Below are 24,270 nucleotides of genomic sequence, written 5' to 3'. Positions count from 1 at the left end.
TCAGTTTTTAACTGTTTTCTTGGCGCTGCCCAGCAAATCGAGCTTGACCCAATCGAGCGCTGCCGGAGGGCTTGACATCTTGCCGATGCCGTATTTCACCATGTAATCGGTGGTCAGTTGCACGTGATTGATGGAAATATCTTCAGTAAACGAGGCATTCTCCATCGCGTCGCGATAATCCTCGCTGCTGACCTGATTCCTGAACATCGATGCACGGACATACGTCTCGGCCGCTATCGGATCGCTGATGAAATGGCGTGTGGCCGCCACAAAGCACTGCATGAAACGTGCTGCCACGTCAGGTCGTTCCTTGTACATTTTTTCCGTCATCACCAGCGCCCGCACCGGCTCGCCCAGCGGAGTGTCATACGGACGCATGATTTCCGCGCCATATTTTTTATTCAGCGCCTGGGTCGAATAGGGCTCGGACTGGCTCATCGCATCGATGTTTTTCGTCATCAGGGCCTGGTTCAGGTCCGGATATCCCATGTACATGATCTGAACATCCTTGCCCGGCTTATCCGACCATGTCAGATGGTTTTTTGCCAGCTCGGTAAACAGCAGAATTTCCTGCGGACCACCTCTGGTGACACCGACTTTTTTGCCTTTAAGTTCGGCAATACTGCGGATATTCAGGTCCGGGCGTCCGACGATGCGTACACCGCCTTTCGCAAACCCGCCTACCAGATACACCTTGACCCCGCTGGCCCGGCCTGATATTGCCGCTTCCAGCGCACTGGCCGATACATCGATTTCACCCGCGATGATCGCTGGGACGATATCGAGCCCCTTGGAAAATACCCGTTCTTCAATTTTCAGGTTGTACTTGGGTGCAATTTCTTTCATGTAGGCGACCGCACCGTAGTGGGCGAATTTCAGATTGCCCAGACGGACCAGGTCAGCGGCATTCGCTACCAGCGGAAATCCGGCCACCGCGACCAGTGCAGCCAGAGTATGTGTGGCGAGGAATGTCTTGATATGGTGTTTTGAATTCATTGTCTTCTCCTGTTTTGGATTTATCGTATGCGTTGTATTTCGGGCGCACGGCAGCAATACCCTGCCACCTGTAACAGCATCTTTCATGCCAGCTTCCAAAAACTGCAGGACACTTGCCTAACACCATGAATAAAAAGGAATATTTATAAAAATTTCAAAGCTTGGAAAACAGGAATTTTCTGGCTTTCCGCACTAGGCAAGCAATCCGAGGCTGGATTTCCGCACAGATATTGCGGCGCCATGCAGGCAGCAATAGTTTTTGGGAATGCGCCGCCACCGGCACTGAACGCCGGTCCAGGCAGGTCCACACGGGTCCACGCAGGTCCACGCAGGTCCAATCTCTTGCTAATTTTTGGGACTATCGCTAAAAACAGCAGGCGTTAATATTGCGGTGCAGAAATAATAGAGGGCAGGATGGTGCAAGGGGAAAATGAGCGCACCGGTCGTTTCGAATCAAAACGCCGGAGGCGGTACAGCGGGGGGGGGATTTACTTATAAATTACTTGCGTTTGACGTAGTACTCAAACTCCCTATCGTGTTCTTCATGCGACAACAATTCATTACCGGTCTGTTTCGAAAACGCCTGAAAATCCCGCACCGAACCAGGGTCTGTTGCCAGCACGTGCAATATTTGCCCGCTCAACATTTCAGATAACGCTTTTTTGGTCTTCAGAATAGGCAGAGGGCAATTGAGACCGCGTGCATCTATCTCTTTATTAAATTGCATGATTTCTATCCGTGGATAATTTAGTCGTTAAATAATACGCCAAATTTCACGAAAAACGCATTTTCATGGTGCGTCGCAGCAAAATAATCTTCAATCGTGATCTTTGCCTGCAATAAACCGGTGCAAAATCATGGAGAGTTAATGTTAATGCGATTAAAAACAACTCATTGCGTTCAATCTGGTGCATGAACGCAGCTGCGCCGATCGGCATGAAATCGATGATCGGCGCAGCGCCACAGACCGGGCAAAACCTCAAATCAGGCAAAGCCGGCTAGCCGTAACAATCCTCAGGTGCGCTCGCCGACCCAAGCCGCAACGCCGTCCAACGCTTGCGCCAGACCGCTCGGATCGGTGCCGCCGGCTTGCGCCATGTCGGCGCGACCGCCGCCTTTGCCGCCGACCTGTTGCGCGACAAAATTCACCAGTTCGCCGGCTTTGACTTTTGCAGTCGCGTCGGCAGTCACGCCAGCGATCAGGCTGACCTTGCCGTCATTGACGGCGGCCAGCACGATGGCAGCGGTTTTCAGTTTGTCTTTGAGCTTATCCATAGTTTCGCGCAGCGTCGCCACATCGGCGCCATCGAGCGTTGCAGCCAGCACCTTGATGCCATTCACAACTACCGCTTGCTTGAGCAATTCATCGCCCTGACCGGAAGCGAGTTTTGATTTCAGCGCGGCGACTTCTTTTTCCAGCGTCTTGATGGTGTCCTGCACTTGCATAATGCGCTGCGTCAATTCTTCCGGTTGCGCTTTCAGTGCGGCCGCAGCGTCCTGCACCCGGCGGCTCAGGGTCTGCACCAGCGCCAGCGCGCCTTCGCCGGTGACGGCTTCGACGCGGCGGATACCGGCCGCGACGCCGCCTTCGGCGACGATCTTGAACAGGCCGATGTCGCCGGTGCGCGATACATGGGTGCCGCCGCACAATTCACGCGAGGAGCCGATGTCCAGCACCCGCACTTCGTCGCCGTATTTCTCGCCGAACAGCGCCATCGCGCCGTGCTTGACCGCGTCGTCATACGACATCACTTGCGATTGGGTCGCGACATTGGCGAGAATTTCGCGATTGACGATGTCTTCGACGCGACCGATCTCGTCAGCCGTCATCGGTGCGTTATGGCTGAAATCGAAGCGGGTCTTGTCGGCGTCGACCAGCGAACCTTTTTGCGCCACATGGCTGCCCAGCACTTCGCGCAACGCCTTGTGCATCAAATGCGTGGCCGAATGGTTGCGCATGCTGTGTGCGCGCACAGCCGCATCGACCTGCGCATTGAGCGTATCGCCAACAGCCAGCACGCCTTTGCTCAGAATGCCATGATGTCCAAAAACGTTAGCCTGAATCTTTTGAGTATCTTCCACTTCAAAGCTCGCCGTATCCGCGCCATAGACCGATTCCAGCACGCCGGAGTCGCCCGCCTGGCCACCCGATTCCGCATAGAACGGCGTGCTATCGAGCACCACAATCGCATGTTGGCCTGCCGTAATCGACAGTACTGCAGTGCCGTCCACATACAGCGCAACGACTTTTCCGGCCTGGGTCAAACGGTCGTAACCGACGAATTGGGTCTTGTCGCCGCTGTATTCGATGCCAGCCGCCATCTTGAATTTGCCGGCGGCGCGCGCGGTTGACTTCTGGCGCGCCATCGCAGCATCGAAACCTGCCTCGTCGAGCGTGATATTGCGTTCGCGGCAGATGTCGGCGGTCAAGTCGAGCGGGAAGCCGAAAGTGTCATACAAGGCGAAGGCGGTATCGCCATCGAGCTTCTTGCTGTTCTTGGCCAGCGCGGTTTCCAGCAGTTTCATCCCGTGTTCCAGCGTTTCGCCGAAGCGTTCTTCTTCCTGTTGCAATACCTGCTCGACGCGGGATGCGGCCTCGGTCAGTTCCGGATAGGCATTGCCCATCACGCCCACCAAATCCTTGACCAGCTTGAAGAAGAACGGTTTGGTCTGACCCAGCTTGTGACCGTGGCGCAACGCGCGGCGCACGATGCGGCGCAGCACATAGCCGCGCCCCTCATTGCCGGGAATGATGCCATCGACGACCAGGAAGGAACAGGCGCGGATATGATCGGCAATCACTTTGAGCGAATTGTCGGTCAGGTCCATGCAGCCGGTTTCACGCGCCGCAGCGATGATCAGCGTCTGGAAGCTGTCGATGTCGTAATTGGAATGCACATGTTGCAGCACTGCGGTGATGCGCTCCAGCCCCATGCCGGTGTCGATACAAGGTTTTGGCAACGGATGCAGCACGCCCTTCTCGTCCTTGTTGAACTGCATGAAGACCAGATTCCATATCTCGATGTAACGGTCGCCATCTTCTTCGGCGCTGCCGGGAGGGCCGCCCCAGATTTCGGCGCCGTGATCATAAAAAATCTCGCTGCACGGCCCGCATGGGCCGGTTTCCGCCATCTGCCAGAAGTTGTCCGACGCGTAGCGTGCGCCCTTGTTGTCGCCGATGCGAATGATGCGCTCGGCTGGCACGCCGATTTCCTTTTCCCAGATCGCATACGCTTCGTCGTCCTCGAAATAGACGGTCACCCACAGCTTTTCTTTCGGCATCTTATAGACCGAAGTCAGCAATTCCCATGCGTAATGGATCGCGTCGCGCTTGAAGTAATCGCCGAACGAGAAATTGCCCAGCATCTCGAAAAAAGTATGGTGGCGTGCGGTGTAGCCGACGTTTTCCAGATCGTTGTGCTTGCCGCCGGCACGCAGGCTGCGCTGCGCAGTCGTGGCGCGGGTGTAATTGCGCTTGTCCTGGCCCAGAAACACGTCCTTGAATTGCACCATGCCGGAGTTGGTAAACAACAAGGTCGGGTCGTTGCCGGGAATCAGGCTCGATGAGCGCACCACCGTATGGCCCTTGGATTCGTAAAACTGGAGAAATTTATCGCGGATTTCGGACGAGTTCATGTGCTTTGGCTAAAAATAAGAATGCGTTATAAAAAATGCTTTGCAAGAAAAACGATTATACGTGATGGGTAAATGGCATTTACCCGCCACTTACCGTCCATTAAGCGGCTATAAATTGGCTATAAATTGGCTATTTGTCAGCAATTACGTCGCCGCCGCACCCGGCGAAAAATCAGCGCCGATCAGGTCGATGCGGTCAGTGCAAAATCCGTCCACGCCCCAGGACAGAATTTCCGTGGCCCGCGCCGGGTCGTTGACGGTATAACAAAAAAGGCCATAACCCGCCGCTTTTACCTGCTGCGCCAGTGTGCGCGACAGATTTTGATGATTGGTGTGCAGCGCCACTGCCGCCAACGCAAGCAATCGTGCGCGCCAGTCGGGCGGGATTACATCCACCAGATAGCCACGTGGAATTTCAGGTGCAGCGGCCCGGGCCGCCATCAATGCCTCGAAAGAAAATGAAGAAAACAAGGGCAAAGCGCGCGGAGCGACACTTGGAGTCGCAATTTCAGCGGCGATTTCGTCGGCAAACAGTTGCCGCGTCAGCGCCGCCGTCACGCGCCCGGTTGCGACCTCGAAACCAGCGGCCGGCTTGAGTTCGACATTCATCCAGATCCGATGCGCCCGGCAGAACGCCGCCACCTGCGCATAACGCGGCACCGGTTCGCCGGCAAATGCGCTGCCAAACCAGCTACCGGCGTCCAACGCAGCCAGTTCCGCCGCACTAGACTCCGGCACGCTGCCGACACCGCTGACGGTGCGGCCGAATTGCTCATCATGCATCAGCACCGGAATCCCGTCCCGGCTCAACATCACATCGAACTCGACCGCATGAAAGCCGTGTGCCAGGCCGCAACGCATCGCCGCCAGCGTGTTTTCGGGAGCCAGCGCGCCGCCGCCACGATGGGCGACGATTTTCGGATAGGGCCACAGAGTTTTAAGCATGACGGTAATATACCAATCATTGATACCAGCCAGCCGCCCATCATGAGCCAAACTCTGCGTGTGATCTCCATCGTCGTGTTCATCGTCATTCCGCTGCTGGTGCTGGCGGTCGGTCAGGCCGGACTGCTTGGCGGCAAGCAGCCGGCCGATCTGGGACTGCACAACGGACAGCTAAAAGCGCCGCGGGCTGACGCCTGGAACAGCGTTTCCAGCCAAGCCGCGCTGCATCCGCACACCGATTATCACGTGATCGCCCCGCTCGCTTATGGCGGCGACGGCAAAGCGGCTTTCGCCAGGCTGACCGCCATCGTGCGCGGCATGCGCGGCGCCACCGTCATCAGCGCCGAACCCGGCTATCTGTACGCACAATTTCAGACCCCGCTTATGAAATATATCGACGATGTCGAATTTGCACTCGACGAACCAGCCGGCGTGATCCAGATGCGCTCGGCATCGCGCTTGGGGCGCAAGGATTTCGGCGTCAACCGCAAGCGACTGGAAACAATTCGAAGCGCATTTGCAGCACAGTGACAGGCGTTCCGGACTAACTTGGCGTTAAAAAAATACTGGATTACGTATTTTTAATATCCGCAATGAATACATGCAGGAAATGCTGCATTTATCGCCATACTCCCAATAAAACTGTATGAACTAAGTCCGGCGCCAGCGCTGTTGATTGAAACAGCGCGCGTTAATCCGTAGCAATGCTATGGCGGGCTGATTTGAACCAGCACAATGAATTTGTTGTTACGCACAAACCAATCATCCCCCGCTTGAAATCGATCCGGGTTTGCACTAATTTCAACTAATTGTTGCGCAAGCAGGAACGAACAAGAAGAACACCATGACTAATCTAGCTCACCCCGCTCAGCAGGCAATCCACTGCCTATTCGAGTGGGTGGGCAAAATCAGCCAAATTTGCATATTTGCAATGTCCAGGAATGCTCCCAATCAATTTTGAATAACAATCAGAAAGAACTTGGCATGAAAAGCACCTATTTTATTGTTCCCACCGCACTCCTCCTGGCTGCCGGCTTCTCTCTTGCACAAGAAAATGATGCAAAAAATGACGTAAAAAATGACGCAAAATCAGCCAGCAAGCAGGCAAAGGCCGAACCCCATATGCAAAAAGTGCTCGATGCGCTGGCAGCGCTTGGCGCAAAACCGCTTGAAACCTTAACCCCCGAAGAAGCGCGCAAACAGCCCACGCCGGCGGATGCGGTCAAGAAAGTATTGCAGGATCAAGGAAAAAGCACAGACCCCGAACCTGGCGTGCGCGTGACAGACATGACGATTGCGGGGCCAGCCGGCGAAATTCCGATTCACGTCTACACCCCGCAAGGAAAAGGACCGTTTCCGGTCATGCTGTACTACCACGGCGGCGGCTTTGTCATCGCAGACACGAAAACGTATGATGCCTCGCCGCGTGCCTTGGCCAAAGGCGCACAAGCCATCATGGTGGCGGTGGACTATCACCTGGCGCCCGAGCATAAATTTCCAGCCGCGCCCAACGATGCCTACGCCGCCTACACCTGGGTGCTGGAACATGCAAAAGAAATCAATGGCGATCCAAAGCGTGTTGCGGTAGGCGGCGAAAGCGCCGGCGGCAACTTGGCGGCAGTGGTGTCGCTGATGGCGCGGGACAAACAGGCGCCTTTGCCGGTGCATCAATTGCTGGTCTATCCAGTCGTTAATAACGGCTTCAATACCCCGTCGTATCAGGAAAATGCCGAAGCCAAACCGCTCAATAAGGCCACGATGCAGTGGTTCTTCAAGCACTACTCCAGCAAGGAGGAGGACGGCGACAATCCATACGCATTGCCGATGAAAGCAAAATCCTTGAAAGGGCTGCCTTCGGCTACGGTGATTGCCGCTGAAATCGACCCGCTACGATCGGAGGGAAAGAGCTATGCCGACCGATTGAAGAAAGACGGCGTAAAGGTTACGTATAAAGAATATACCGGCGTGACGCACGAGTTCTTTGGCATGGGAGCCGTCGTGCCGAAAGCAAAAGCAGCGGAAAAAATGGCGGCGGACGCACTGAAGAAGGCTTTTTCGAGCGCGCGTTAGTTATTGACTAATATGACTAATGATCATTGCGCGCCGCAGCCAAAAAACTTGCGGCGGCCATAAAAACGCGCAACGCCCGCACGATAATCCCATCGAAACAGCGCTGAATCAGTTAAAAGAAGATCTCGTAGCCGAGCTTCATGATCAGCGTCGTCACCAGCACCAGGAACAATACCCGTACAAATCCGGCGCCCTTGTGCAGCGCCAGCCAGGTGCCGGAAACCGCGCCGAAGATGTTGGCTGCCGCCATCGGCAGCGCGACCTGCCACAACACATAACCGGCCGGCACGAAGAAAGCCAGCGCGGCGGCGTTAGTCGCCAGATTGACGAATTTGGATGCAGCCGATGCATTCAGGAAATCGAACGCAAAAAAGCGAATGAACAGGAAGATCAAAAAACTGCCGGTGCCGGGGCCGAACAAGCCGTCGTAAAAACCGATCGCGCCGCCGATCAGCACCGCAATAATCTTTTCGCGCCGGCCGACCTGCACCGGCTTGTGAATGGCGCCGAAATCCTTCTTCCACAGCGTATAAATTGCGATCACCACCAGCAGCAAGAACACCACCGGTTTCAGCAACGATTTCGGCACCATCGACACCGTCGCCGCTCCGGCGAACGCCATCACGAACGCGCTGGCCGCAGCCGGCAACACCAGCGTCCAGGCGATGCGCACCCGCTTGAAATACGAGCGCGCGGCGAAAAAAGTACCCGCAATCGCCGCCACCTTATTGGTGCCGAACAAAGCCGCCGGCACGGTAGTCGGCATGAAATTGAACAGCGCAGGAATCTGGATCAAGCCGCCGCCGCCGACTGCCGCATCGATCAGGCCGGCGAAAAAGGCGAACAGGCACAGCAATAGTATTTCAGTCATCGGATGGCAGGCTTGGAAGCAAAATGGCGATTCGGCGCGGTTCGGTGCAACCGGGCCAATCAAAGTCCATCAGTCTAACGTCTGGCGCGGCCGCCTGTTGCACTATTGCATCAGCCACACTAGCCGCCTGCCTGTCAGCCTCTACGGTAGAATGCTTTCAACCAATATCAATCCAACACCTCATCAAAGAACACACATGAGCACCGACATCAAAAAAGGCAATGGCCAAGCCGCCACAACACTTCCAGCCACCTCCAACTTCCTGCGCGCCATCGTCGAGGCCGACCTCCAGGCCGGCACCTACGAGCGCCCCGGTTTGCCGAACGTAATCACCCGTTTCCCGCCCGAGCCGAACGGTTACCTGCACATCGGCCATGCCAAATCGATCTGCCTGAATTTCGGCCTGGCGCGCGATTACAACGGGCGCTGCCACCTGCGATTCGACGACACCAACCCGGCCAAGGAAGATCAGGAATACGTCGACACCATCATCGACAGCGTCAAGTGGCTCGGCTTCAGCTGGGAACAGGACGGCATCGAACATTTGCACTACGCCAGCGACTACTTCGACCAGCTCTACAACATGGCCGAATACCTGATCAACAGCGGCCACGCCTATGTCGACAGCCAAAGCGCCGAAGACATGGCGGCCAATCGCGGCGACTTCAACCAGCCCGGCATCGACTCGCCGTTCCGCGCGCGCCCGGCCGCCGAATCGCTGGACCTGTTCCGCCGCATGAAGGCAGGCGAATTCAAGGATGGCGAACACATCCTGCGCGCCAAGATCGACATGGCCTCGCCCAACATGAACCTGCGCGACCCGGCCATCTACCGCATCCGCCACGCGCACCATCACCGCACCGGCGACACCTGGTGCATCTACCCGATGTACGATTTCACGCATCCGTTGTCGGATGCGATTGAACACATCACGCATTCGGTCTGCACGCTGGAATTCCAGGATCACCGCCCGTTCTACGACTGGATCATAGAGCGCTGCGCCGAAGGCGGCTTCTTCCAGCAGCCGGTGCCGCACCAGTACGAATTTGCGCGCCTGAACCTGACTTATGCGATCACCAGCAAACGCAAACTGTTGCAACTAGTCGAAGAAGGCATCGTCGATGGCTGGGACGATCCACGCATGCCGACCATCGTCGGCATCCGCCGCCGCGGCTACACGCCGGAATCGATCCAACTGTTCTGCGAACGCATTGGCGTCACCAAATCCGACGGCTGGATCGACATGAGCACGCTCGAAGGCTGCCTGCGCGAAGACCTGGACCCGAAAGCGCCGCGCGCCGCCGCCGTATTGCGCCCGCTAAAACTGATCATCGACAATTTCCCCGAACAATTGCGCGACGCCTGCACCTCCCCGATCCACCCGCACTACCCGGAACGCGGCCTGCGCCACTTCAACATCAGCCGTGAACTCTGGATCGAGCAGGACGACTTCATGCAAGAGCCGAGCAAAGGCTATTTCCGCCTCTATCCGCCGGTCGGCGACAAGGCCGGCAACAAAGTACGGCTGCGCTACGGCTATGTAATCGAATGCACCGGTTGCGACAAAGACGCCGACGGCAATGTAATCGCGGTGCATTGCAACTACTTCCCCGACAGTAAAAGCGGCACTGAAGGCAGCGCCAATTACAAAGTCAAAGGCAACATCCACTGGGTCAGCAGCCACGAAGCGCTGCAAGCCGAAGTGCGCCTGTACGACCGCCTGTTCAACGACCCACAGCCCGACGCCGGCGGCAAGGATTTCAAACTGGCCCTGAACCCAAACGCCAAGGAAGTGGTGCTGGCCTACCTGGAACCCAGCCTGGCCGCCGCCATGCCGGAAGACCGCTATCAGTTCGAGCGGCAAGGTTATTTTGTGGTGGATCGGGTGGATTCGGTGGCGGGGAAACCGGTGTTTAATCGGGTGGTGACTTTGAAGGATAGTTGGGGGAAGTAGAAGTTTCGCTGCTTGCTTCACTTATATAACCCATAGAAGCTTGGGCTGCAAAGCCCAGCTTTTTTAACGATTACTATCGATTCTGAATGCTGGGCTTTGTAGCCCAACCTACCGATTTATTGCAATATCAAACCTGACCCGCCACTTTTTGCAAAGGAAATTTTAATGGAAGTTAAGCATCAGGTCTTCGTATCTTCGACATATCGAGATCTCGTTGAGGAACGAAAATCCGTAATTCATGCGTTATTGGAACTTGATTGCATCCCAGCTGGCATGGAGTTATTTCCCGCCACAGACGAAGATGCATGGACTTTGATAAAAGACGTTATCGACGGCTGCGATTACTATGTTTTGATCCTCGCTGGCAAGTATGGATCTACCAACGTGGACGGTGTTGGCTACACTGAAATGGAGTTCAATTATGCAGTCAGTATCAGCAAACCTATAATCGCATTCCTTCATCAGAATCCAGAGAATCTTACTGCAGCCAATTTTGAAAAAACTGAAGCACTGCAGGTTAAGTTAAATGCTTTTCGCGAGAAAGCGAAGGAAAAGCACTGCAAGTTCTGGCTCACGCCGGAGGATCTTGGAGGAAAAGTCTCTCGGAGTCTTGTCCAACTTAGAAAGCGACATCCGTCATCTGGATGGATTCCAGGAAAATACGCTGCAACGGACGCAATGCTTCAAGAACTTCAAGACCTACGAGCAAAGTTCGCACAGAATCAAATCGACGCACTCCTTGGAACAAGCACTGCTCCGCAAGGATCAGAACAACTCGCGCAGGGTAACGATACTCTGCAAGTCCAGATGAACCTGAGTACTGACGACAAAGGTACCAAGAAGCGAATGACTCTAGTGTCTACCTGGGACACTCTGTTCTCGTACTGCGGCCCATCGATGATGAGTGAATGTACTGACGAAGAATTGATGAACCGTGTTCGCCTGTGCTTTAATCACCAAATAAATCCTCCCGCGATTCAACCCTTTAATTCGCTAAGAAGTATGGTTATGCCATACGTATTCGAAGACCGTATCAGAGTGCAACTACAAGCGCTTGGTCTTATCGTGCCGGGGATGAAGAAACGCGCGATTGCAGATAACGCGAGATACTGGAGGCTAACGCCCTATGGCGAAAAATACCTTCTGGGAATCAAAGCTGAACGAAGGCCTGCATAAAACGTAAGGCCATAAAGGCCGTAAGTTGCACACCGTCACGTAGGGCGTCAATAGCGAAGCGTATTGCGCCGCATATGATTCGTGCCATACGGCGCAATACGCTTCGCTATTGACGCCCTACAATTGCACCTTACTAAATTAAATCGTTACCAGCCCAACACTCAAGATCAACTCCACTTCAATAACTGAATAAATCAAGATGTCCCAACCTCACGTAATCGTCATAGGCGGTCCCAACGGTGCAGGTAAATCCACCATTGCACCGCTGGTCCTGCGTGACTATCTGGCGATTCCGGATTTTGTGAATGCGGATCAAATCGCTGCCGGGCTTTCCGCTTTTAATCCGGAAGCCGCTGCGTTTGAAGCGGGACGCATCATGTTGCGTCGCTTGCATGAATTGGCTGGCTCGGGCAAGAGTTTTGCGTTTGAATCTACCTTGTCCAGTCGTACCTTTTCGGCTTTCTGACTAAACTGAAAGCGCAAGGCTATCGGGTTGATCTTTGCTATGTCTGGCTCAATACTGTGAGGCTGGCGCAAGAACGGGTTGCGCTGCGCGTGCGGATGGGCGGGCATGATATTCCGCCCGATGTGATCGAACGACGCTATGCGCGTAGCGTGCAAAATTTTCGCTCGCTGTATTTGCCGATTGCGGACGAATGGAGCGTATTCGACAATTCTGAACCTGCTAACCCGCAGTTAATTGCGGCAGGTGCGATTGGCGTGCCGGATACAATTTACGAGGAGGCATCATGGAACAAGATTCAATCGATTTAAATCAGCAGCCCGACCCTATTGCTGAGAAATTGCGTGACACCGCCACACTGGAAAAATTCGTCAAACAAGCGGTGTTTGAGGCGGTAGACAAGGCCCAACGCTTGGGATTTTTACCCACGCCGGCACAATCCGGGACAGAAAAACAGCGTCCCTAGCATGCATAATCTGCATTTCTTTCGCATTCTGCGCCTGCAATATACTTAATACGGTATTTTTCAACTCATATTGAATTCATGCGGCAAGTCGATGTTTTTATCGCATACCCCATGTATTTCTTAAATCCTACAAGCGTAGCTAGCGTTGTTTCACAGCAAGTGCAGGCGAATAACTGCAGCTGACTCGACATCAAGCAAGAAACCTTGCATTAGCCATCAACATTGCAAATACGATAATCTTATAATCAAGCGTGTCCGCTTCGAAGGCGCGTGATTCGGTGCCCGCTGTCGGCATCGGTTTTATCTGGATAAATCGTGTTCTGCCCCCGGTATCCGAGTTGACGGAGTCAATCAAGATGCGTGATGCGCTTTTTGCCATTTGCCTGCTGTTGAGTCTGGCCGCGCACTCTGTGCATGCGCAGGAGCTTTCCGTACTGGCTGGGGGATTGAAACAGCAGCATACGGATGAACATACCTATGCCTGGTCGCTGGACTACCAACACCGGCTCGGCAATCATGCGGCGCTGGGCCTGACCTATCTGAACGAGGGCCACCCGGCCAACCATCACCGCGACGGTTTCGGCGCCCAGATTTGGGCGCGCACCAACGCGCTGCAGCCGGGGCTCTCGGTTGCCGCCGGGATCGGTCCTTATTTTTACTTCGACACCACTTCCATCAACAGCGCCGATCACCTCAACGAGCACGGCTGGGGCATGCTGGCCAGCCTGGCAGCGACCTGGCAGACGCAACAGCGCTGGTTCGTGCAGTTGCGCGCCAACCGGGTTATTGTGCCCGCCGGCATCGACACTTCTTCCGTGCTACTCGGTGTCGGCTACCGTCTTGATGACTATGACTCGCCGGTGCCGGATGCGCAGAGCGCCATGTCGTCGTCAAACCGGTCGGCCATCGGCCACGAACTGACGCTGTCGGCGGGGCAAACCATAGTCAACAGCTTCCACTCTGAAGATGCGACGGCCACCAGTCTGGAATACCGGCGCGGACTTGGCCGCAATCTGGACTGGACGTTCACCTGGCTGAACGAAAACGATGCTCACCTGCTGCGCCGCCAAGGCGTAGCCACGCAACTTTGGCTGGTACGCCCGCTGAACGAACGGCTTGCGCTGGGAGTTGGTGCCGGGCCTTACCTCGCCTTCGACCGGGGGCAGGACCAGCGCAACGTCGAAGACGAGCGCAAGCGATTGACAGGCTTGCTCTCGATAGGCGCGCGTTACCGCTTGAGTCAGGACTTCCTGCTGCGATTTTCATGGAACCGCGTCCTTACCGACTACCACCGCGACACCGACGTGCTGCTGATCGGTGTCGGGTTTGCATTCTAGGAGCCTGGAGGCCGCCAGCCGTTGTATGGTGCACACGGCGGAGCCGACGCTGAACACTTTTGCAAAAACTTGATCGGTCTTAAGGCAATCGCTCGGCGCAATAAATAGGATGACGTATTACTTTTCCGGAATTTATTATGTCAATCCAAGCAAGCCCTGAAGTTTATCAATTCGATGTACGCGGCGTTTCCAAACGCTTGCGCCATGCGGCCATTTTTGGTGCACTGGAATCGTTGGAGCAAGGCGATGTGATGCGCTTTGTCAACGATCATGATCCGCTGCCATTGTTGAGCCAGATTCAGCAGCGCTACGATGGCCAGGTTCGCCATGAATATGTGCAAAATGGCCCGGATGCCGTGGTGATTGATTTCACTATCCACCCAAAACAGCCGGCAGCAGCCGCGTCTGATACGCATAATGCCGATGATGCGCCGCAAGCGGGCGGATGCGGCGGTGGTGGCGGCGGTTGTGGCTGCAAGGGTTCCTGATCTGCAATGCCATCGTTGCTGCCATGGCAGCAACGATGGCGCCATTCCCAATCCAGTAATTTTCTGTTGAAAACATACTGGTTATTGTATTTTTTAAGAGCCAATTAAATAAAGCGGATATTGATGCAATATTGCATATACTCCAGAATATTTAAATAACTTGGCAATCCTTCAGACTGCGTGTTGGGCTTCGCAAGCGCAGCGCCAACCTCCGGGTCCAGCCACTTACCTCCAAGGCAAAAGATCCAGTTCCGCCTGCGGCAATCGCCATTTTTGATCGTATTCAATTTTCGCCAGATACAGCCCATCGGGCATGAAGGTTGGCGCTGCATACTTCCGATCGCGCCCTTCCAGCACTTCTTTTAGCCAGTCGGATGGCTTTTTACCGATACCAATGAATATCAGCGACCCGACGATATTTCTAACCATGTGATGTAAAAAGGCATTGGCACGCAAGGTAATTACGATCAGATTGCCGTTGCGCACAATATCGATCGCATGCATCGTCCGCACCGGAGATTTTGCCTGGCACTGCGAGGCCCGGAACGCGGAGAAATCATGTACGCCAATCAGCGCTTGGGCTGCAATACGCATGTTGTTTTCATCCAGCGCACGAAATACCCAGCCGACTTTTCCGGTCAGCAGTGGCGACCTGACCGGATGGTTATAGATGACGTAATGATAAGTGCGCGCGCTCGCGCTAAAGCGCGCATGGAATTTATCAGCTACGTGGCCGGATGCGTGGTCAGCCGCATGATCAACCGCATCGTCATCGTGCTTGACTTCGCAGGCCCAGCGCACTGCAATCGATGGCGGTAAAAATGCATTTACGCCGCGCACCCAGGAAGCTGTTTCCCGGCTTATATCGGTATCAAAATGCACTACTTGTTCTATTGCGTGGACACCTGCATCGGTGCGGCCGGCGCACACGGTTGCCATCTCGCGCCGGGTGAATTTACCGAGTCCGGATTCCAGCACATCCTGAACTGTCCTGCCATCCGGCTGGGTTTGCCAGCCAGACCAGGGCGAACCGTCGTACTCAATACCGAGGGCAATGCGCTTCAATTCAGATCCATTCAATATCAAAAAAATAAAACGGGCGTCAGCAAAACGCTGCGCCCGCCCTTTGCAACATAAGTAATCAGACCAGTTCGGCCAGCATGATTTTGGCTTTCTCGATTTGCGCCGCTGTGCCATCCATCAACACCTCATCGAGCAATTCGCGAGCACCTTCCTTGTCGCCAATTTCCTGGTAAGCAACTGCCAGGTCGAGTTTTGTCGACATTTCAACATCTCCAAAAACCACATCGGATTGCAGCCCTTGATCTAATTCACCTGGAGTAGACGCGCTTGGCTGCTCGACTGGATCAAAATCCAGATCAAATCCAGATAAATCGAACTCTAGCCCTGGTGTTGCCGGCTCGACAGAAGCTTCCGTTTCAGGTTCAGTTTCAATTTCGGCGTTAGTTTCAGTTTCAGTTTCAGTTTCAGTTTCAGTTTCAGTTTCAGTTTCAGTTTCAGTTTCAGTTTCAGTTTCAGCATCCATTACAGGCAAAGCGGCATGAGCCGCATCCGCCAATGGTAGCTGCGAATCCTGCCCGGCATCTGCTTTGTCAGTTGCTGTGCTTCCCAGGAAATCAAAATCGACTTCATCCAAATCGAACTTGGGAAAAGTGGAATTAGGTGCGGCCTCCACTTCCTTTTCCGGCATGACGGGTTCAGCCAGGGAATCAGTTACAAAATCAATGCTGCTATCGTCAGGTTCGTTATCCTTGGTCGCGGCTGCATCGAATTCCGATGTAGAGTCGGCAATCTCGCCCAAATCAAAATCAAGTCCATTGGAAATCGAATTCTCTGCCTCGGCAATATAATCAGGAACCGGATCAATCGATGCGGCAGAATCAAGCTTGGGTCCAATTACCGGTACCGGTTCGATAGCTTCGAATGCAAACTCCGCCGAATCAACGTTGGCATGCGATTGCGAATTGCCCAGCAGAGCTTCAGGATCAAGTTCTTCCAGGGGCAAGGTTGGCGCACCCAATGCAACGGCCTTGGCAGCGACTTCTTCAGGAAGCGCGCCACCCGCATATAAAGGATTATTCGGGTCCAGCGCCGCACCAAGCCGGGCAGCCTGATGCCACTCATCGGTTTCCCCCTTTGTCATTCCATACAGTTCGCTGGCAAGCATCTCAAAAGAGCGTAAATCCTTGCGATTCGCATAAATTTCAAGCAACTTCAGGCGTACCGGATGGCGGTCCGGTTGCGTCCTCAACGCCTCTTTCAAAATTTCTTCAGCCTGAGCATCGCGCCCATAGGCAATGTACACATCTGCTTCAGCGACCGGATCGACTTCATTGGCGTCGAGTTGGCTGGCTGACGGTGCAAAACTGGAATTGAAGACGCTATTGTTGGTATCCACGCTTTGGCCGCCGGTCGAGCCAAAAAGTGAATTCGTTTGCAGACTCGATGCGGCAAACGTGCTGTCGTCGAATTTATTGTGCGGTTTCTTTCTGCGGCGATTACTGTAGATACCAAAGGCGCCCAGAATGGCGATCAGAATACCGGCGCCAGGCAGCAATAAAGGATTATCCAGTAATTCGTCAAAGAAACTTGTTTTGGCGAGCGGCTCTGCAGCAACCGATTTCGCTTTCGGTGCCGCTGGCAACGTGGCAGCCGGAGCAGGCGTTGCTGGCTGCGCCACTTTCAAAGTTTGAGCAGTTTGTGCATTAAGTTGTTGTTCCGTCAGCGATTTATTCTTGATCTCCAGAAGTTGTTGCAAATCGCTTAAATTTTTCTCCAGGATCTTGATGCGCGCACCGGCCTCTTCTAGCGCTTTATCGGCTGCAATTGTGTTTTCGCCACCAAGCGCAGCTCCGTTAGCTAGTCCGGCTGGGCTGCCGGCCCCGGCAACCGCTTTGGATAACTGTAATTTATCTTTTGATTCAGAAACAGTTGCCTGCGTTTCTTCGACTTTGGTCTCAATCTTGCCTGCCGCACTTTGCGCATTTTGTTTCGTTGCTGCAGAAGATTTTGCTGCGTCTCGGGTAATCTTGCCGGCAAGTTGGTTACGATAAGCGTTGAAATCAGCAGCCTGAGCAATCACGACGGCAGAAGCGGCAGGTGACGCGACGTTGCTTGTAGTATTACTGTCGGGAACCGACAAAACAGTGCCGGCACGCATCCGGTTCATGTTGTTGCCGACAAATCCATTCGGATTCGCCCGGTACAATGCAACCAGCATTTGATCCAGCGAAATACCTTCCGGCTTGAATTTCAATGCAACAACAGTCAGCGTATCCCCGCTCTTGACTCTATAACTGGCGGATTTTTTGTCTTCGATTGCCTTGGAACGTTCTTTTACCACCGGATTGTTGACCCGTGCGGTCCTTTCTTGCAGGGGCAATCCCGGGGCGGACGCTGCGGTTGCCGGCGCTGGCGCAACGGGCACCGCCACCGGTGTAACTACCTGGGCATTCTGACTCAGGCGCAAGTCAACCGGGTCCAGCAAGAAAGTGTATTCGCGAATCAGGCGGCCTTTGTTCCCGCCCAGTTCAAGCAGCACATCAACGAACGGCTCATTGATTGGCTGCGTTGAAGTCATGCTAATGACTTGCCGCCCTCCACGCTGCAGAATAGCGAAACGCAATGACAGCAAGACAGGATTGAAATCAATTTTAGCTTGTCGATATGCATCGGTTGGGGCCAGTTTCGCCACTAAAGATCCGGCCTCGTCTTGAGAGGTAGAAGATAGTTCAATTTCCGCCCTGAGCGGCTGTCCGAGCGAGGACAAAACCGTCAATTTACCCAAGCCGGCAGCATGCGCTGCAGAACACAATACGGTCGAAGCCACAGCAAAGACTAGTGTTCTCAGGCTAAAGGAAATGAATTTGGACGGACTTTTTGGATGCATGTTGATTGGCATATTTATGCTTACGGTTAGCTTACCTTACAAGAAACACAGTTACTGCTTCCGGGCAATATTGTTCTCAGAGCGATCAACATATCATTACAATCTTTGCCGTGCAAGCGAACCACATTCACTAAGCCCACACTTGATATGCAAAACCCACCAAACATTCTCTCGAATAAAATTCAGTGGGTTGGATTTGTATATTTACAACAAAAAATTATGCTTCCAGCAATATCCTTAGCATCCTTCGCAAGGGTTCTGCTGCACCCCACAACAGTTGGTCGCCAACCGTAAATGCGGAAAGATATTCACTGCCCATCTGCATCTTGCGCATGCGCCCCACTGGGATGGTCAGGCTGCCAGTAACTGCAGCAGGCGTCAAATCCCGCATCGATGCTTCGCGGTTGTTCGGCACCACTTTCACCCATTGATTATTCTGCGCAATGATGTCGTTGATTTCATCGAGCGGCACATCTTTTTTGAGCTTGATGGTCAATGCCTGGGAATGGCAGCGCATCGCGCCGACGCGTACGCAAAGGCCGTCCACCGGAATCGCCCTGGAACCGAATCCTTCACCCTTGCCGAGAATCTTGTTGGTTTCGGCGCCGGCCTTCCATTCTTCGCGCGACATGCCGTTGCCGAGGTCCTTGTCTATCCACGGAATCAGGTTGCCGGCCAGAGGAGCACCGAATTGCTGGGTTTCATCAGCGCCCATGCCATGTTGTGTGGCGAGCACCTGACGGTCGATTTCCAGGATGGCGGAAGCCGGGTCGTCCAGCAACGCTTTCACCGAAGAATTGATGGTGCCGAACTGAGTCAGCAATTCGCGCATGTGCTGGGCCCCGCCGCCGGAGGCAGCCTGATACGTCATCGCAGTCATCCAGTCCACCAAATCGTGCTGGAACAAGCCGCCCAAACCCATCAGCATGCAAGACACGGTGCAATTGCCGCCCGCATAGGTTTTCACGCCATTGTCCAGCGCAGTTCTGATGACGCCCAGATTGACCGGATCGAGCACGATAATCGCATCGTCCTGCATCCGCAAGGTCGATGCCGCATCGATCCAGTAGCCGTTCCAGCCTGCTGCACGCAATTTTGGGAATACTTCGGTGGTGTAATCGCCGCCTTGGCACGTGACGATGATGTCGCATTTCTTGAGCGCATCAAGGTCATTGGCGTCTTTCAACGTCGTTTCATTCTTCGCCATCGTGGGCGCTGTGCCGCCCGCGTTCGAGGTCGAAAAGAATACCGGTTCGATATGGGCGAAATCGCCCTCTTCCTGCATGCGCTGCATCAGGACCGAACCAACCATGCCACGCCAACCGACTAAACCGACTAATTTCATAATTTCCTCACGTGCAATTTCAAAAATATTTCAATAAAGCAGCCCTCTCTCCCAACCTCTCTCCCGCATGCGGGAGAGAGGAGCGAAGTGAGTCGCTATGCGACTTTCACGTTAAATCAAGCCAGTGCTTGCAACACCGCCGCGCCCATTTCCTGGGTGCCGACCTTGCGCGTGCCCGCCTCAAAGATATCCGGTGTACGCAAACCCTGCGCCAGCACTTTCTTGACGGCGGCTTCAATCCGATCCGCCTGCTGCGCCTTGTTCAGCGAGAACCGCAGCATCATTGCTGCCGACAGAATCGTGGCCAGCGGGTTGGCCACGCCTTTGCCGGCAATATCAGGTGCGGAGCCATGTGACGGCTCATACAAACCCTTGTTGTTGGCGTCCAGCGAAGCCGATGGCAACATGCCGATCGAACCGGTCAGCATCGCCGCGGCATCCGACAAGATGTCGCCGAACAGATTGCCGGTCACTATCACGTCGAATTTCTTCGGTGCCCGCACCAGCTGCATGGCGGCGTTGTCAACATACATGTGGTCCAGCGCCACGTCCGGATATTCCTGGTGGACGTCGGTGACGATATCTCTCCAGAACTGGAAGGTTTCCAGCACATTGGCCTTGTCGACGCTGGTCAGGCGCTTGTCGCGCTTTTGCGCCGCCTGAAATGCGACATGGGCAATCCGGCGGATTTCACCTTCCGCATAGCGCATGGTGTCGAAACCTTCGCGTTGGCCCTTGAACGGGCCGTCCGGACATTCGCGCACACCGCGTGGCTGGCCGAAATAAACGTCGCCGGTCAGTTCGCGGATGATCAAAATATCCAGCCCGGAAACTACTTCCGGCTTCAGAGTGGATGCGCCAGCCAGTTCCGGATACAAAATAGCCGGCCGAAAATTGGCGAACAGATTCAGGTTCTTGCGCAAGCCGAGAATTGCCTGTTCCGGGCGCAACGAACGTTCCAGCGTATCGTATTTCCAGTCGCCGACCGCGCCGAACAAAATGGCATCGGCCTCTTTCGCCAGTTTCAGCGTGCCTTCCGGCAGTGGATGACCGTGCGCCGCATAACCGGCACCGCCGACAGGCGCAGTTTCCATCTCAAAAGATTCGCCCAGCGCGTTAAGTATCAACACCGCTTGTTCGATAATTTCAGGGCCGATGCCGTCGCCCGGCAAGACTGCGATTTTCATTGTTGTTCTTTGCAATTAAATGACTAAATGATTGACTGACTAATTAGTCGGTAAAGATGCAAGCATCAAATAGTATTGGCCAACCAAGGTTGGGAGGCAATGTGCCGTTCTTCGAACGCGTGAATCAGGTCAGATTGACGCAATGTCAGGCCGATGTCATCCAGTCCGTTGAGCATGCAATACTTCCTGAAGGTATCGATATCGAATGGATACGCTACGCTGCCATTGGTGCTCGTCACCAACTGTTTCTCCAGATCGATCACAAGCCGGAAACCCGGAAACGCCTTGACCTCGTCAAACAGGTGATCCACCTGCGACTCGGTCAGGGCAATCGGCAGCAAGCCGTTCTTGTAGCAGTTATTGAAGAAAATATCGGCGAAGCTCGGTGCAATCACGGCCCGGAAACCGTATTGCTCCAGCGCCCAGGGCGCATGCTCGCGCGATGAGCCGCAACCGAAATTCTTGCGCGTCAAAAGAATCGCAGCACCCTGATAACGCGGCTGATTCAAGACGAAATCGGGATTGAGCGGACGCCGGGTATTATCCTGCCCGGACTCGCCATGGTCGAGATAACGCCATTCGTCAAACAGGTTCGGCCCAAAACCGGAGCGCTTGATGGATTTCAGGAACTGCTTCGGGATGATGGCGTCGGTATCCACATTCGCACGATCCAGCGGTGCTACCAAACCATCGAGTACGGTAAATTTTTCCATGATGTGCTTTATTTCCTCGCCGCACCCTCAACCTTGGTGCCTACTTTTTGGACATCCTTGCCAAACCCTTCCATGGTGTTGCAGGCGCTCAGGAAGAAAACGATACAACTCAGGGCGAATAGTTTTTTCATATTTATTTTTTAGTGATAAGTGGTTTAACGGAACAGCCGCACATCGACGAAATGTCCGGCGATACCAGCGGCAGCGGCCATTTCGGGCGACACCAGATGGGTGCGACCGCCCTGCCCCTGGCGTCCTTCGAAATTGCGGTTCGAGGTCGATGCACAACGCTCGCCAGGTTCCAGTCGATCGGCATTCATTGCCAGACACATCGAACAACCCGGATCGCGCCATTCAAAACCGGCATCCCGGAAAATCTTGTCCAGTCCCTCACGCTCGGCCTGATCTTTCACCAGGCCGGAGCCTGGCACCACCATCGCCAGCCGCACATTCGAAGCGCGGTACTTGCCGCGTACAACCGCGGCGGCGGCGCGCAAATCCTCAATGCGCGAGTTGGTGCAAGAACCGATGAAAACCTTGTCGATGCGGATGTCGGAGATCGCAGTGTTCGGTTTCAAAGCCATGTAAGCCAGCGCTTTTTCCATTGCATCGCGCTTGACTGCATCTTTTTCCTGATCCGGGTCCGGCACCCGATCCTCGATCGATACCACCATCTCGGGCGAAGTACCCCAGGTTACTTGCGGCTTGACTTCGGTTGCATTCAGGGTCACCACCAGGTCGAAGCGAGCACCGGCATCGGTATGCAGCGTGCGCCAATAATCCACTGCGCGGTCCCAATGCGGGCCGACCGGGGACAACGGCCGTCCCTTGACATAATTGATCGTGGTTTCATCGACGCCGATCATGCCGGCGCGGGCACCGGCTTCGATTGCCATGTTGCAGACAGTCATGCGGCCTTCCATCGACAGACTGCGGATGGTCGAACCGGCGAATTCAATCGCGTAACCGGTGCCGCCGGCGGTGCCGATCTTGCCGATGATGGCCAGCACGATATCCTTGGCGGTGACGCCGAACGGCAGTGCACCGTCAACTTGCACCAACATTGCCTTGGATTTTTTCGCCAGCAAGGTCTGCGTCGCCAGCACGTGTTCGACTTCGGAAGTGCCGATGCCGTGCGCCAGGCAGCCGAATGCGCCATGGGTGGAAGTGTGCGAATCGCCGCAGACCACCGTCATGCCGGGTAGCGTTGCACCCTGCTCAGGCCCGATCACATGGACGATGCCCTGGCGTTTGTCGCGCATGTTGAAGTAGGTCAGGCCGAATTCATCGGCGTTCGCATCCAGCGTTTCGACTTGCAGCCGTGAAGTTGGATCGGCAATGCCGTGGATGCGGTCGGTAGTGGGCACATTGTGGTCCGCCACCATCAGATTGGCGGCCACCCGCCACGGCTTGCGCCCGGCCAGTTTCAGCCCCTCGAAAGCTTGCGGGCTGGTGACTTCGTGCAGTAGATGCCGGTCGATATACAGTATCGTGGTACCGTCTTCGCCCGCATGTACAACGTGCGAATCCCAAAGTTTGTCGTAGAGCGTCTTGGCCATGTTTTAAGCTGCTTAGTGTAAATTTCGGTATAAATTTCGGTGTAAATTCGGGTGTAAATACGCGTGCAAATGCGTGAATTAGCGTTGGATTATGGCATATTTGTACGCAGTTCGAAGTCGAATACGGGCGCGGCAAATTTACCGGGCGAGATCGCGCGCCCCTCCCACGCCCCCATGTCCAGTGCGCACGGCATCAGCGCCGTATCAGCGCTTTTTCCTGGCCTGCTCGAACTGCGGCATCACGCGCTGCGCATATTCGGTCAAATCGCTGATGCGGCTTTCGCGCGAAGGGTGCGTCGACAGGAACTCCGGCGACGAACCATTGCTCACTTGCGCCATTTTTTGCCACAGGCTGATTGCAGCGCGCGGGTCGAAACCGGCGCGGGCGGCCAATTCAACGCCGATGCGGTCGGCCTCGGTCTCGTGCAAGCGCGAATTCGGCAAGCCGATGCCGAGTTGCAAGCCGGTGCTGGCGACCTTGCCCAGCCCTCCGATGCCGTAAATGGACCCGAGTATTTCTACGCCGGCCGAGGCCAGATCGGTTCCCACCTGTTGCGAAGCCCGCTCCCGCGCATGCTCGCGCAACGCGTGGGCGATTTCATGGCCGAGCACCGCAGCCAATTCGTCGTCGCTGATGCGCAATTTTTCAATCAGACCGGTGTACACCGCAATCTTGCCCCCGGGCATGCACCAGGCGTTGACTTCGGGCGCGGCAATCAGGTTCTGTTCCCATTGCCAGTTGCGCGCGTCAGGACGGAATACGCCAGTCTGCGCAATCAGGCGACTCGAAATGCTGCGAATCCGGCTTATTTGCGCGGCATCCCGGTTCAGCGTGCCCTTCTTCCTCGCATCCTCCAGCACTTCCGCATATTGCTGGCGCGCCGCCTGTTCCACCTGTTGCTCCGACACGGACATTCTTTGGGTGCGGCCAACGCCGACAGCGCCGCCCTGGGTAGTCTGGACCGTGCTGCAGGATGCCAGAATCAGCGCAGCGGCCAGCGCACCGAGCGGCCTGGAAATTATACGAACATGGGATTTTTTCATCTTGTGCCTCCTTGGCGGGCAGCGGATCAGTTTCTGCGCTATTAATTATACTTAATACTGTATTTTTAGTATCCGCAATAATACAAGCGGGAATAAGCATATTATTGACT

At 54.8% G+C, this 24,270-nt stretch carries 21 protein-coding genes and 1 pseudogene; 9 read left to right on the top strand and 13 right to left on the bottom strand.

Going from position 1 to position 24,270, the window contains the following annotated elements:
• From KGFNPO_RS05305 to ugpQ, 4 genes are all read right to left on the bottom strand, one after another.
• Complete coding sequence (locus tag KGFNPO_RS05305; protein ID WP_472633446.1) at window positions 1–996, bottom strand: ABC transporter substrate-binding protein; 996 nt, start codon at window positions 994–996, stop codon at window positions 1–3.
• A 499-nt stretch (window positions 997–1,495) separates the two neighbouring features.
• Complete coding sequence (locus KGFNPO_RS05300; protein ID WP_472615139.1) at window positions 1,496–1,723, bottom strand: sulfurtransferase TusA family protein; 228 nt, start codon at window positions 1,721–1,723, stop codon at window positions 1,496–1,498.
• Window positions 1,724–2,010: 287 nt separating this feature from the next.
• The gene (gene alaS / locus KGFNPO_RS05295) at window positions 2,011–4,632 is read right to left on the bottom strand and encodes an alanine--tRNA ligase (RefSeq protein WP_472633445.1); all 2,622 of its coding nucleotides are present in this window, start codon (window positions 4,630–4,632) and stop codon (window positions 2,011–2,013) included.
• 144 nt (window positions 4,633–4,776) lie between these two features.
• Complete coding sequence (gene ugpQ, locus KGFNPO_RS05290; RefSeq protein ID WP_472634393.1) at window positions 4,777–5,565, bottom strand: glycerophosphodiester phosphodiesterase; 789 nt, start codon at window positions 5,563–5,565, stop codon at window positions 4,777–4,779.
• A gap of 54 nt (window positions 5,566–5,619) precedes the next feature.
• Between ugpQ and KGFNPO_RS05285 the strand changes: the two genes are divergently transcribed.
• Window positions 5,620–6,108 carry a DUF1499 domain-containing protein gene (locus KGFNPO_RS05285; RefSeq protein ID WP_472633444.1) on the top strand — a complete coding sequence of 163 codons (489 nt, stop codon included), beginning with the start codon at window positions 5,620–5,622 and terminating at the stop codon, window positions 6,106–6,108.
• A gap of 453 nt (window positions 6,109–6,561) precedes the next feature.
• The gene (locus tag KGFNPO_RS05280) at window positions 6,562–7,647 is read left to right on the top strand and encodes an alpha/beta hydrolase (RefSeq protein WP_472633443.1); all 1,086 of its coding nucleotides are present in this window, start codon (window positions 6,562–6,564) and stop codon (window positions 7,645–7,647) included.
• A 112-nt stretch (window positions 7,648–7,759) separates the two neighbouring features.
• Here the strand turns inward: KGFNPO_RS05280 and KGFNPO_RS05275 are convergent, their stop codons facing one another.
• Window positions 7,760–8,518: a sulfite exporter TauE/SafE family protein gene (locus KGFNPO_RS05275; RefSeq protein ID WP_472633442.1), complete on the bottom strand. Its 759-nt coding sequence runs from the start codon at window positions 8,516–8,518 to the stop codon at window positions 7,760–7,762.
• Between the two features lie 196 nt (window positions 8,519–8,714).
• Here KGFNPO_RS05275 and KGFNPO_RS05270 point away from each other — a divergent pair, with 196 nt between their 5' ends.
• From KGFNPO_RS05270 to KGFNPO_RS05240, 7 genes and pseudogenes are all read left to right on the top strand, one after another.
• On the top strand, window positions 8,715–10,472 hold the full coding sequence (locus KGFNPO_RS05270) for a glutamine--tRNA ligase/YqeY domain fusion protein (protein WP_472633441.1): 1,758 nt from the start codon (window positions 8,715–8,717) through the stop codon (window positions 10,470–10,472).
• A 165-nt stretch (window positions 10,473–10,637) separates the two neighbouring features.
• Window positions 10,638–11,648, top strand: coding sequence for a DUF4062 domain-containing protein (locus KGFNPO_RS05265; protein ID WP_472633440.1), 1,011 nt, complete (start codon window positions 10,638–10,640; stop codon window positions 11,646–11,648).
• A 199-nt stretch (window positions 11,649–11,847) separates the two neighbouring features.
• On the top strand, window positions 11,848–12,114 hold the full coding sequence (locus KGFNPO_RS05260) for a hypothetical protein (protein ID WP_472633439.1): 267 nt from the start codon (window positions 11,848–11,850) through the stop codon (window positions 12,112–12,114).
• 56 nt (window positions 12,115–12,170) lie between these two features.
• Window positions 12,171–12,422 (top strand): hypothetical protein, encoded by a 252-nt coding sequence (locus KGFNPO_RS05255; protein ID WP_472633438.1) that lies wholly within the window; start codon window positions 12,171–12,173, stop codon window positions 12,420–12,422.
• On the top strand, window positions 12,398–12,577 hold the full coding sequence (locus KGFNPO_RS05250; RefSeq protein WP_472633437.1) for a hypothetical protein: 180 nt from the start codon (window positions 12,398–12,400) through the stop codon (window positions 12,575–12,577). Before KGFNPO_RS05255 ends, KGFNPO_RS05250 begins: the two co-directional genes overlap by 25 nt.
• 251 nt (window positions 12,578–12,828) lie before the next feature.
• Window positions 12,829–13,914 (top strand): hypothetical protein, encoded by a 1,086-nt coding sequence (locus tag KGFNPO_RS05245; RefSeq protein ID WP_472633436.1) that lies wholly within the window; start codon window positions 12,829–12,831, stop codon window positions 13,912–13,914.
• Between the two features lie 137 nt (window positions 13,915–14,051).
• A pseudogene (locus tag KGFNPO_RS05240) lies at window positions 14,052–14,291 on the top strand (DUF2249 domain-containing protein); the annotation flags it as partial.
• A 336-nt stretch (window positions 14,292–14,627) separates the two neighbouring features.
• Here KGFNPO_RS05240 and truA read toward each other — a convergent pair.
• The 8 genes from truA to KGFNPO_RS05200 form a co-directional block, all read right to left on the bottom strand.
• The gene (gene truA / locus KGFNPO_RS05235) at window positions 14,628–15,467 is read right to left on the bottom strand and encodes a tRNA pseudouridine(38-40) synthase TruA (RefSeq protein WP_472633435.1); all 840 of its coding nucleotides are present in this window, start codon (window positions 15,465–15,467) and stop codon (window positions 14,628–14,630) included.
• A gap of 76 nt (window positions 15,468–15,543) precedes the next feature.
• A complete protein-coding gene (locus KGFNPO_RS05230; RefSeq protein WP_472633434.1) occupies window positions 15,544–18,324 on the bottom strand; it encodes a motility hub landmark protein FimV in 2,781 nt (926 codons plus the stop codon).
• A 205-nt stretch (window positions 18,325–18,529) separates the two neighbouring features.
• On the bottom strand, window positions 18,530–19,657 hold the full coding sequence (gene asd / locus KGFNPO_RS05225) for an aspartate-semialdehyde dehydrogenase (RefSeq protein ID WP_472633433.1): 1,128 nt from the start codon (window positions 19,655–19,657) through the stop codon (window positions 18,530–18,532).
• A gap of 116 nt (window positions 19,658–19,773) precedes the next feature.
• Complete coding sequence (gene leuB, locus KGFNPO_RS05220; protein ID WP_472633432.1) at window positions 19,774–20,844, bottom strand: 3-isopropylmalate dehydrogenase; 1,071 nt, start codon at window positions 20,842–20,844, stop codon at window positions 19,774–19,776.
• A gap of 65 nt (window positions 20,845–20,909) precedes the next feature.
• On the bottom strand, window positions 20,910–21,557 hold the full coding sequence (leuD, locus tag KGFNPO_RS05215; protein WP_472633431.1) for a 3-isopropylmalate dehydratase small subunit: 648 nt from the start codon (window positions 21,555–21,557) through the stop codon (window positions 20,910–20,912).
• An 8-nt stretch (window positions 21,558–21,565) separates the two neighbouring features.
• On the bottom strand, window positions 21,566–21,688 hold the full coding sequence (locus KGFNPO_RS05210; protein ID WP_472633430.1) for an entericidin A/B family lipoprotein: 123 nt from the start codon (window positions 21,686–21,688) through the stop codon (window positions 21,566–21,568).
• 24 nt (window positions 21,689–21,712) lie between these two features.
• Window positions 21,713–23,116 carry a 3-isopropylmalate dehydratase large subunit gene (leuC, locus tag KGFNPO_RS05205; protein WP_472633429.1) on the bottom strand — a complete coding sequence of 468 codons (1,404 nt, stop codon included), beginning with the start codon at window positions 23,114–23,116 and terminating at the stop codon, window positions 21,713–21,715.
• Between the two features lie 204 nt (window positions 23,117–23,320).
• The gene (locus KGFNPO_RS05200) at window positions 23,321–24,160 is read right to left on the bottom strand and encodes a M48 family metallopeptidase (protein ID WP_472633428.1); all 840 of its coding nucleotides are present in this window, start codon (window positions 24,158–24,160) and stop codon (window positions 23,321–23,323) included.
• Between the last annotated feature and the right edge of the window lie 110 nt (window positions 24,161–24,270).

It is taken from the genome of Gelidimonas diazotrophica (genome assembly GCF_055694025.1).
Note: the sequence above shows the minus strand (reverse complement) of the source record. Positions and strands in the feature narration are given on the sequence as shown.

Excerpts from the sequence above, each read along its gene's own strand:
- KGFNPO_RS05305 (WP_472633446.1), bottom strand. The coding sequence starts at position 996 with ATGAATTCAAAACACCATATCAAGACATTCCTCGCCACACATACTCTG.
- KGFNPO_RS05300 (WP_472615139.1), bottom strand. The coding sequence starts at position 1,723 with ATGCAATTTAATAAAGAGATAGATGCACGCGGTCTCAATTGCCCTCTG.
- alaS (WP_472633445.1), bottom strand. The coding sequence starts at position 4,632 with ATGAACTCGTCCGAAATCCGCGATAAATTTCTCCAGTTTTACGAATCC.
- KGFNPO_RS05285 (WP_472633444.1), top strand. The coding sequence starts at position 5,620 with ATGAGCCAAACTCTGCGTGTGATCTCCATCGTCGTGTTCATCGTCATT.
- KGFNPO_RS05280 (WP_472633443.1), top strand. The coding sequence starts at position 6,562 with ATGAAAAGCACCTATTTTATTGTTCCCACCGCACTCCTCCTGGCTGCC.
- KGFNPO_RS05275 (WP_472633442.1), bottom strand. The coding sequence starts at position 8,518 with ATGACTGAAATACTATTGCTGTGCCTGTTCGCCTTTTTCGCCGGCCTG.
- KGFNPO_RS05270 (WP_472633441.1), top strand. The coding sequence starts at position 8,715 with ATGAGCACCGACATCAAAAAAGGCAATGGCCAAGCCGCCACAACACTT.
- KGFNPO_RS05265 (WP_472633440.1), top strand. The coding sequence starts at position 10,638 with ATGGAAGTTAAGCATCAGGTCTTCGTATCTTCGACATATCGAGATCTC.
- KGFNPO_RS05260 (WP_472633439.1), top strand. The coding sequence starts at position 11,848 with ATGTCCCAACCTCACGTAATCGTCATAGGCGGTCCCAACGGTGCAGGT.
- KGFNPO_RS05250 (WP_472633437.1), top strand. The coding sequence starts at position 12,398 with ATGGAACAAGATTCAATCGATTTAAATCAGCAGCCCGACCCTATTGCT.
- KGFNPO_RS05230 (WP_472633434.1), bottom strand. The coding sequence starts at position 18,324 with ATGCCAATCAACATGCATCCAAAAAGTCCGTCCAAATTCATTTCCTTT.
- asd (WP_472633433.1), bottom strand. The coding sequence starts at position 19,657 with ATGAAATTAGTCGGTTTAGTCGGTTGGCGTGGCATGGTTGGTTCGGTC.
- leuB (WP_472633432.1), bottom strand. The coding sequence starts at position 20,844 with ATGAAAATCGCAGTCTTGCCGGGCGACGGCATCGGCCCTGAAATTATC.
- leuD (WP_472633431.1), bottom strand. The coding sequence starts at position 21,557 with ATGGAAAAATTTACCGTACTCGATGGTTTGGTAGCACCGCTGGATCGT.
- KGFNPO_RS05210 (WP_472633430.1), bottom strand. The coding sequence starts at position 21,688 with ATGAAAAAACTATTCGCCCTGAGTTGTATCGTTTTCTTCCTGAGCGCC.
- leuC (WP_472633429.1), bottom strand. The coding sequence starts at position 23,116 with ATGGCCAAGACGCTCTACGACAAACTTTGGGATTCGCACGTTGTACAT.
- KGFNPO_RS05200 (WP_472633428.1), bottom strand. The coding sequence starts at position 24,160 with ATGAAAAAATCCCATGTTCGTATAATTTCCAGGCCGCTCGGTGCGCTG.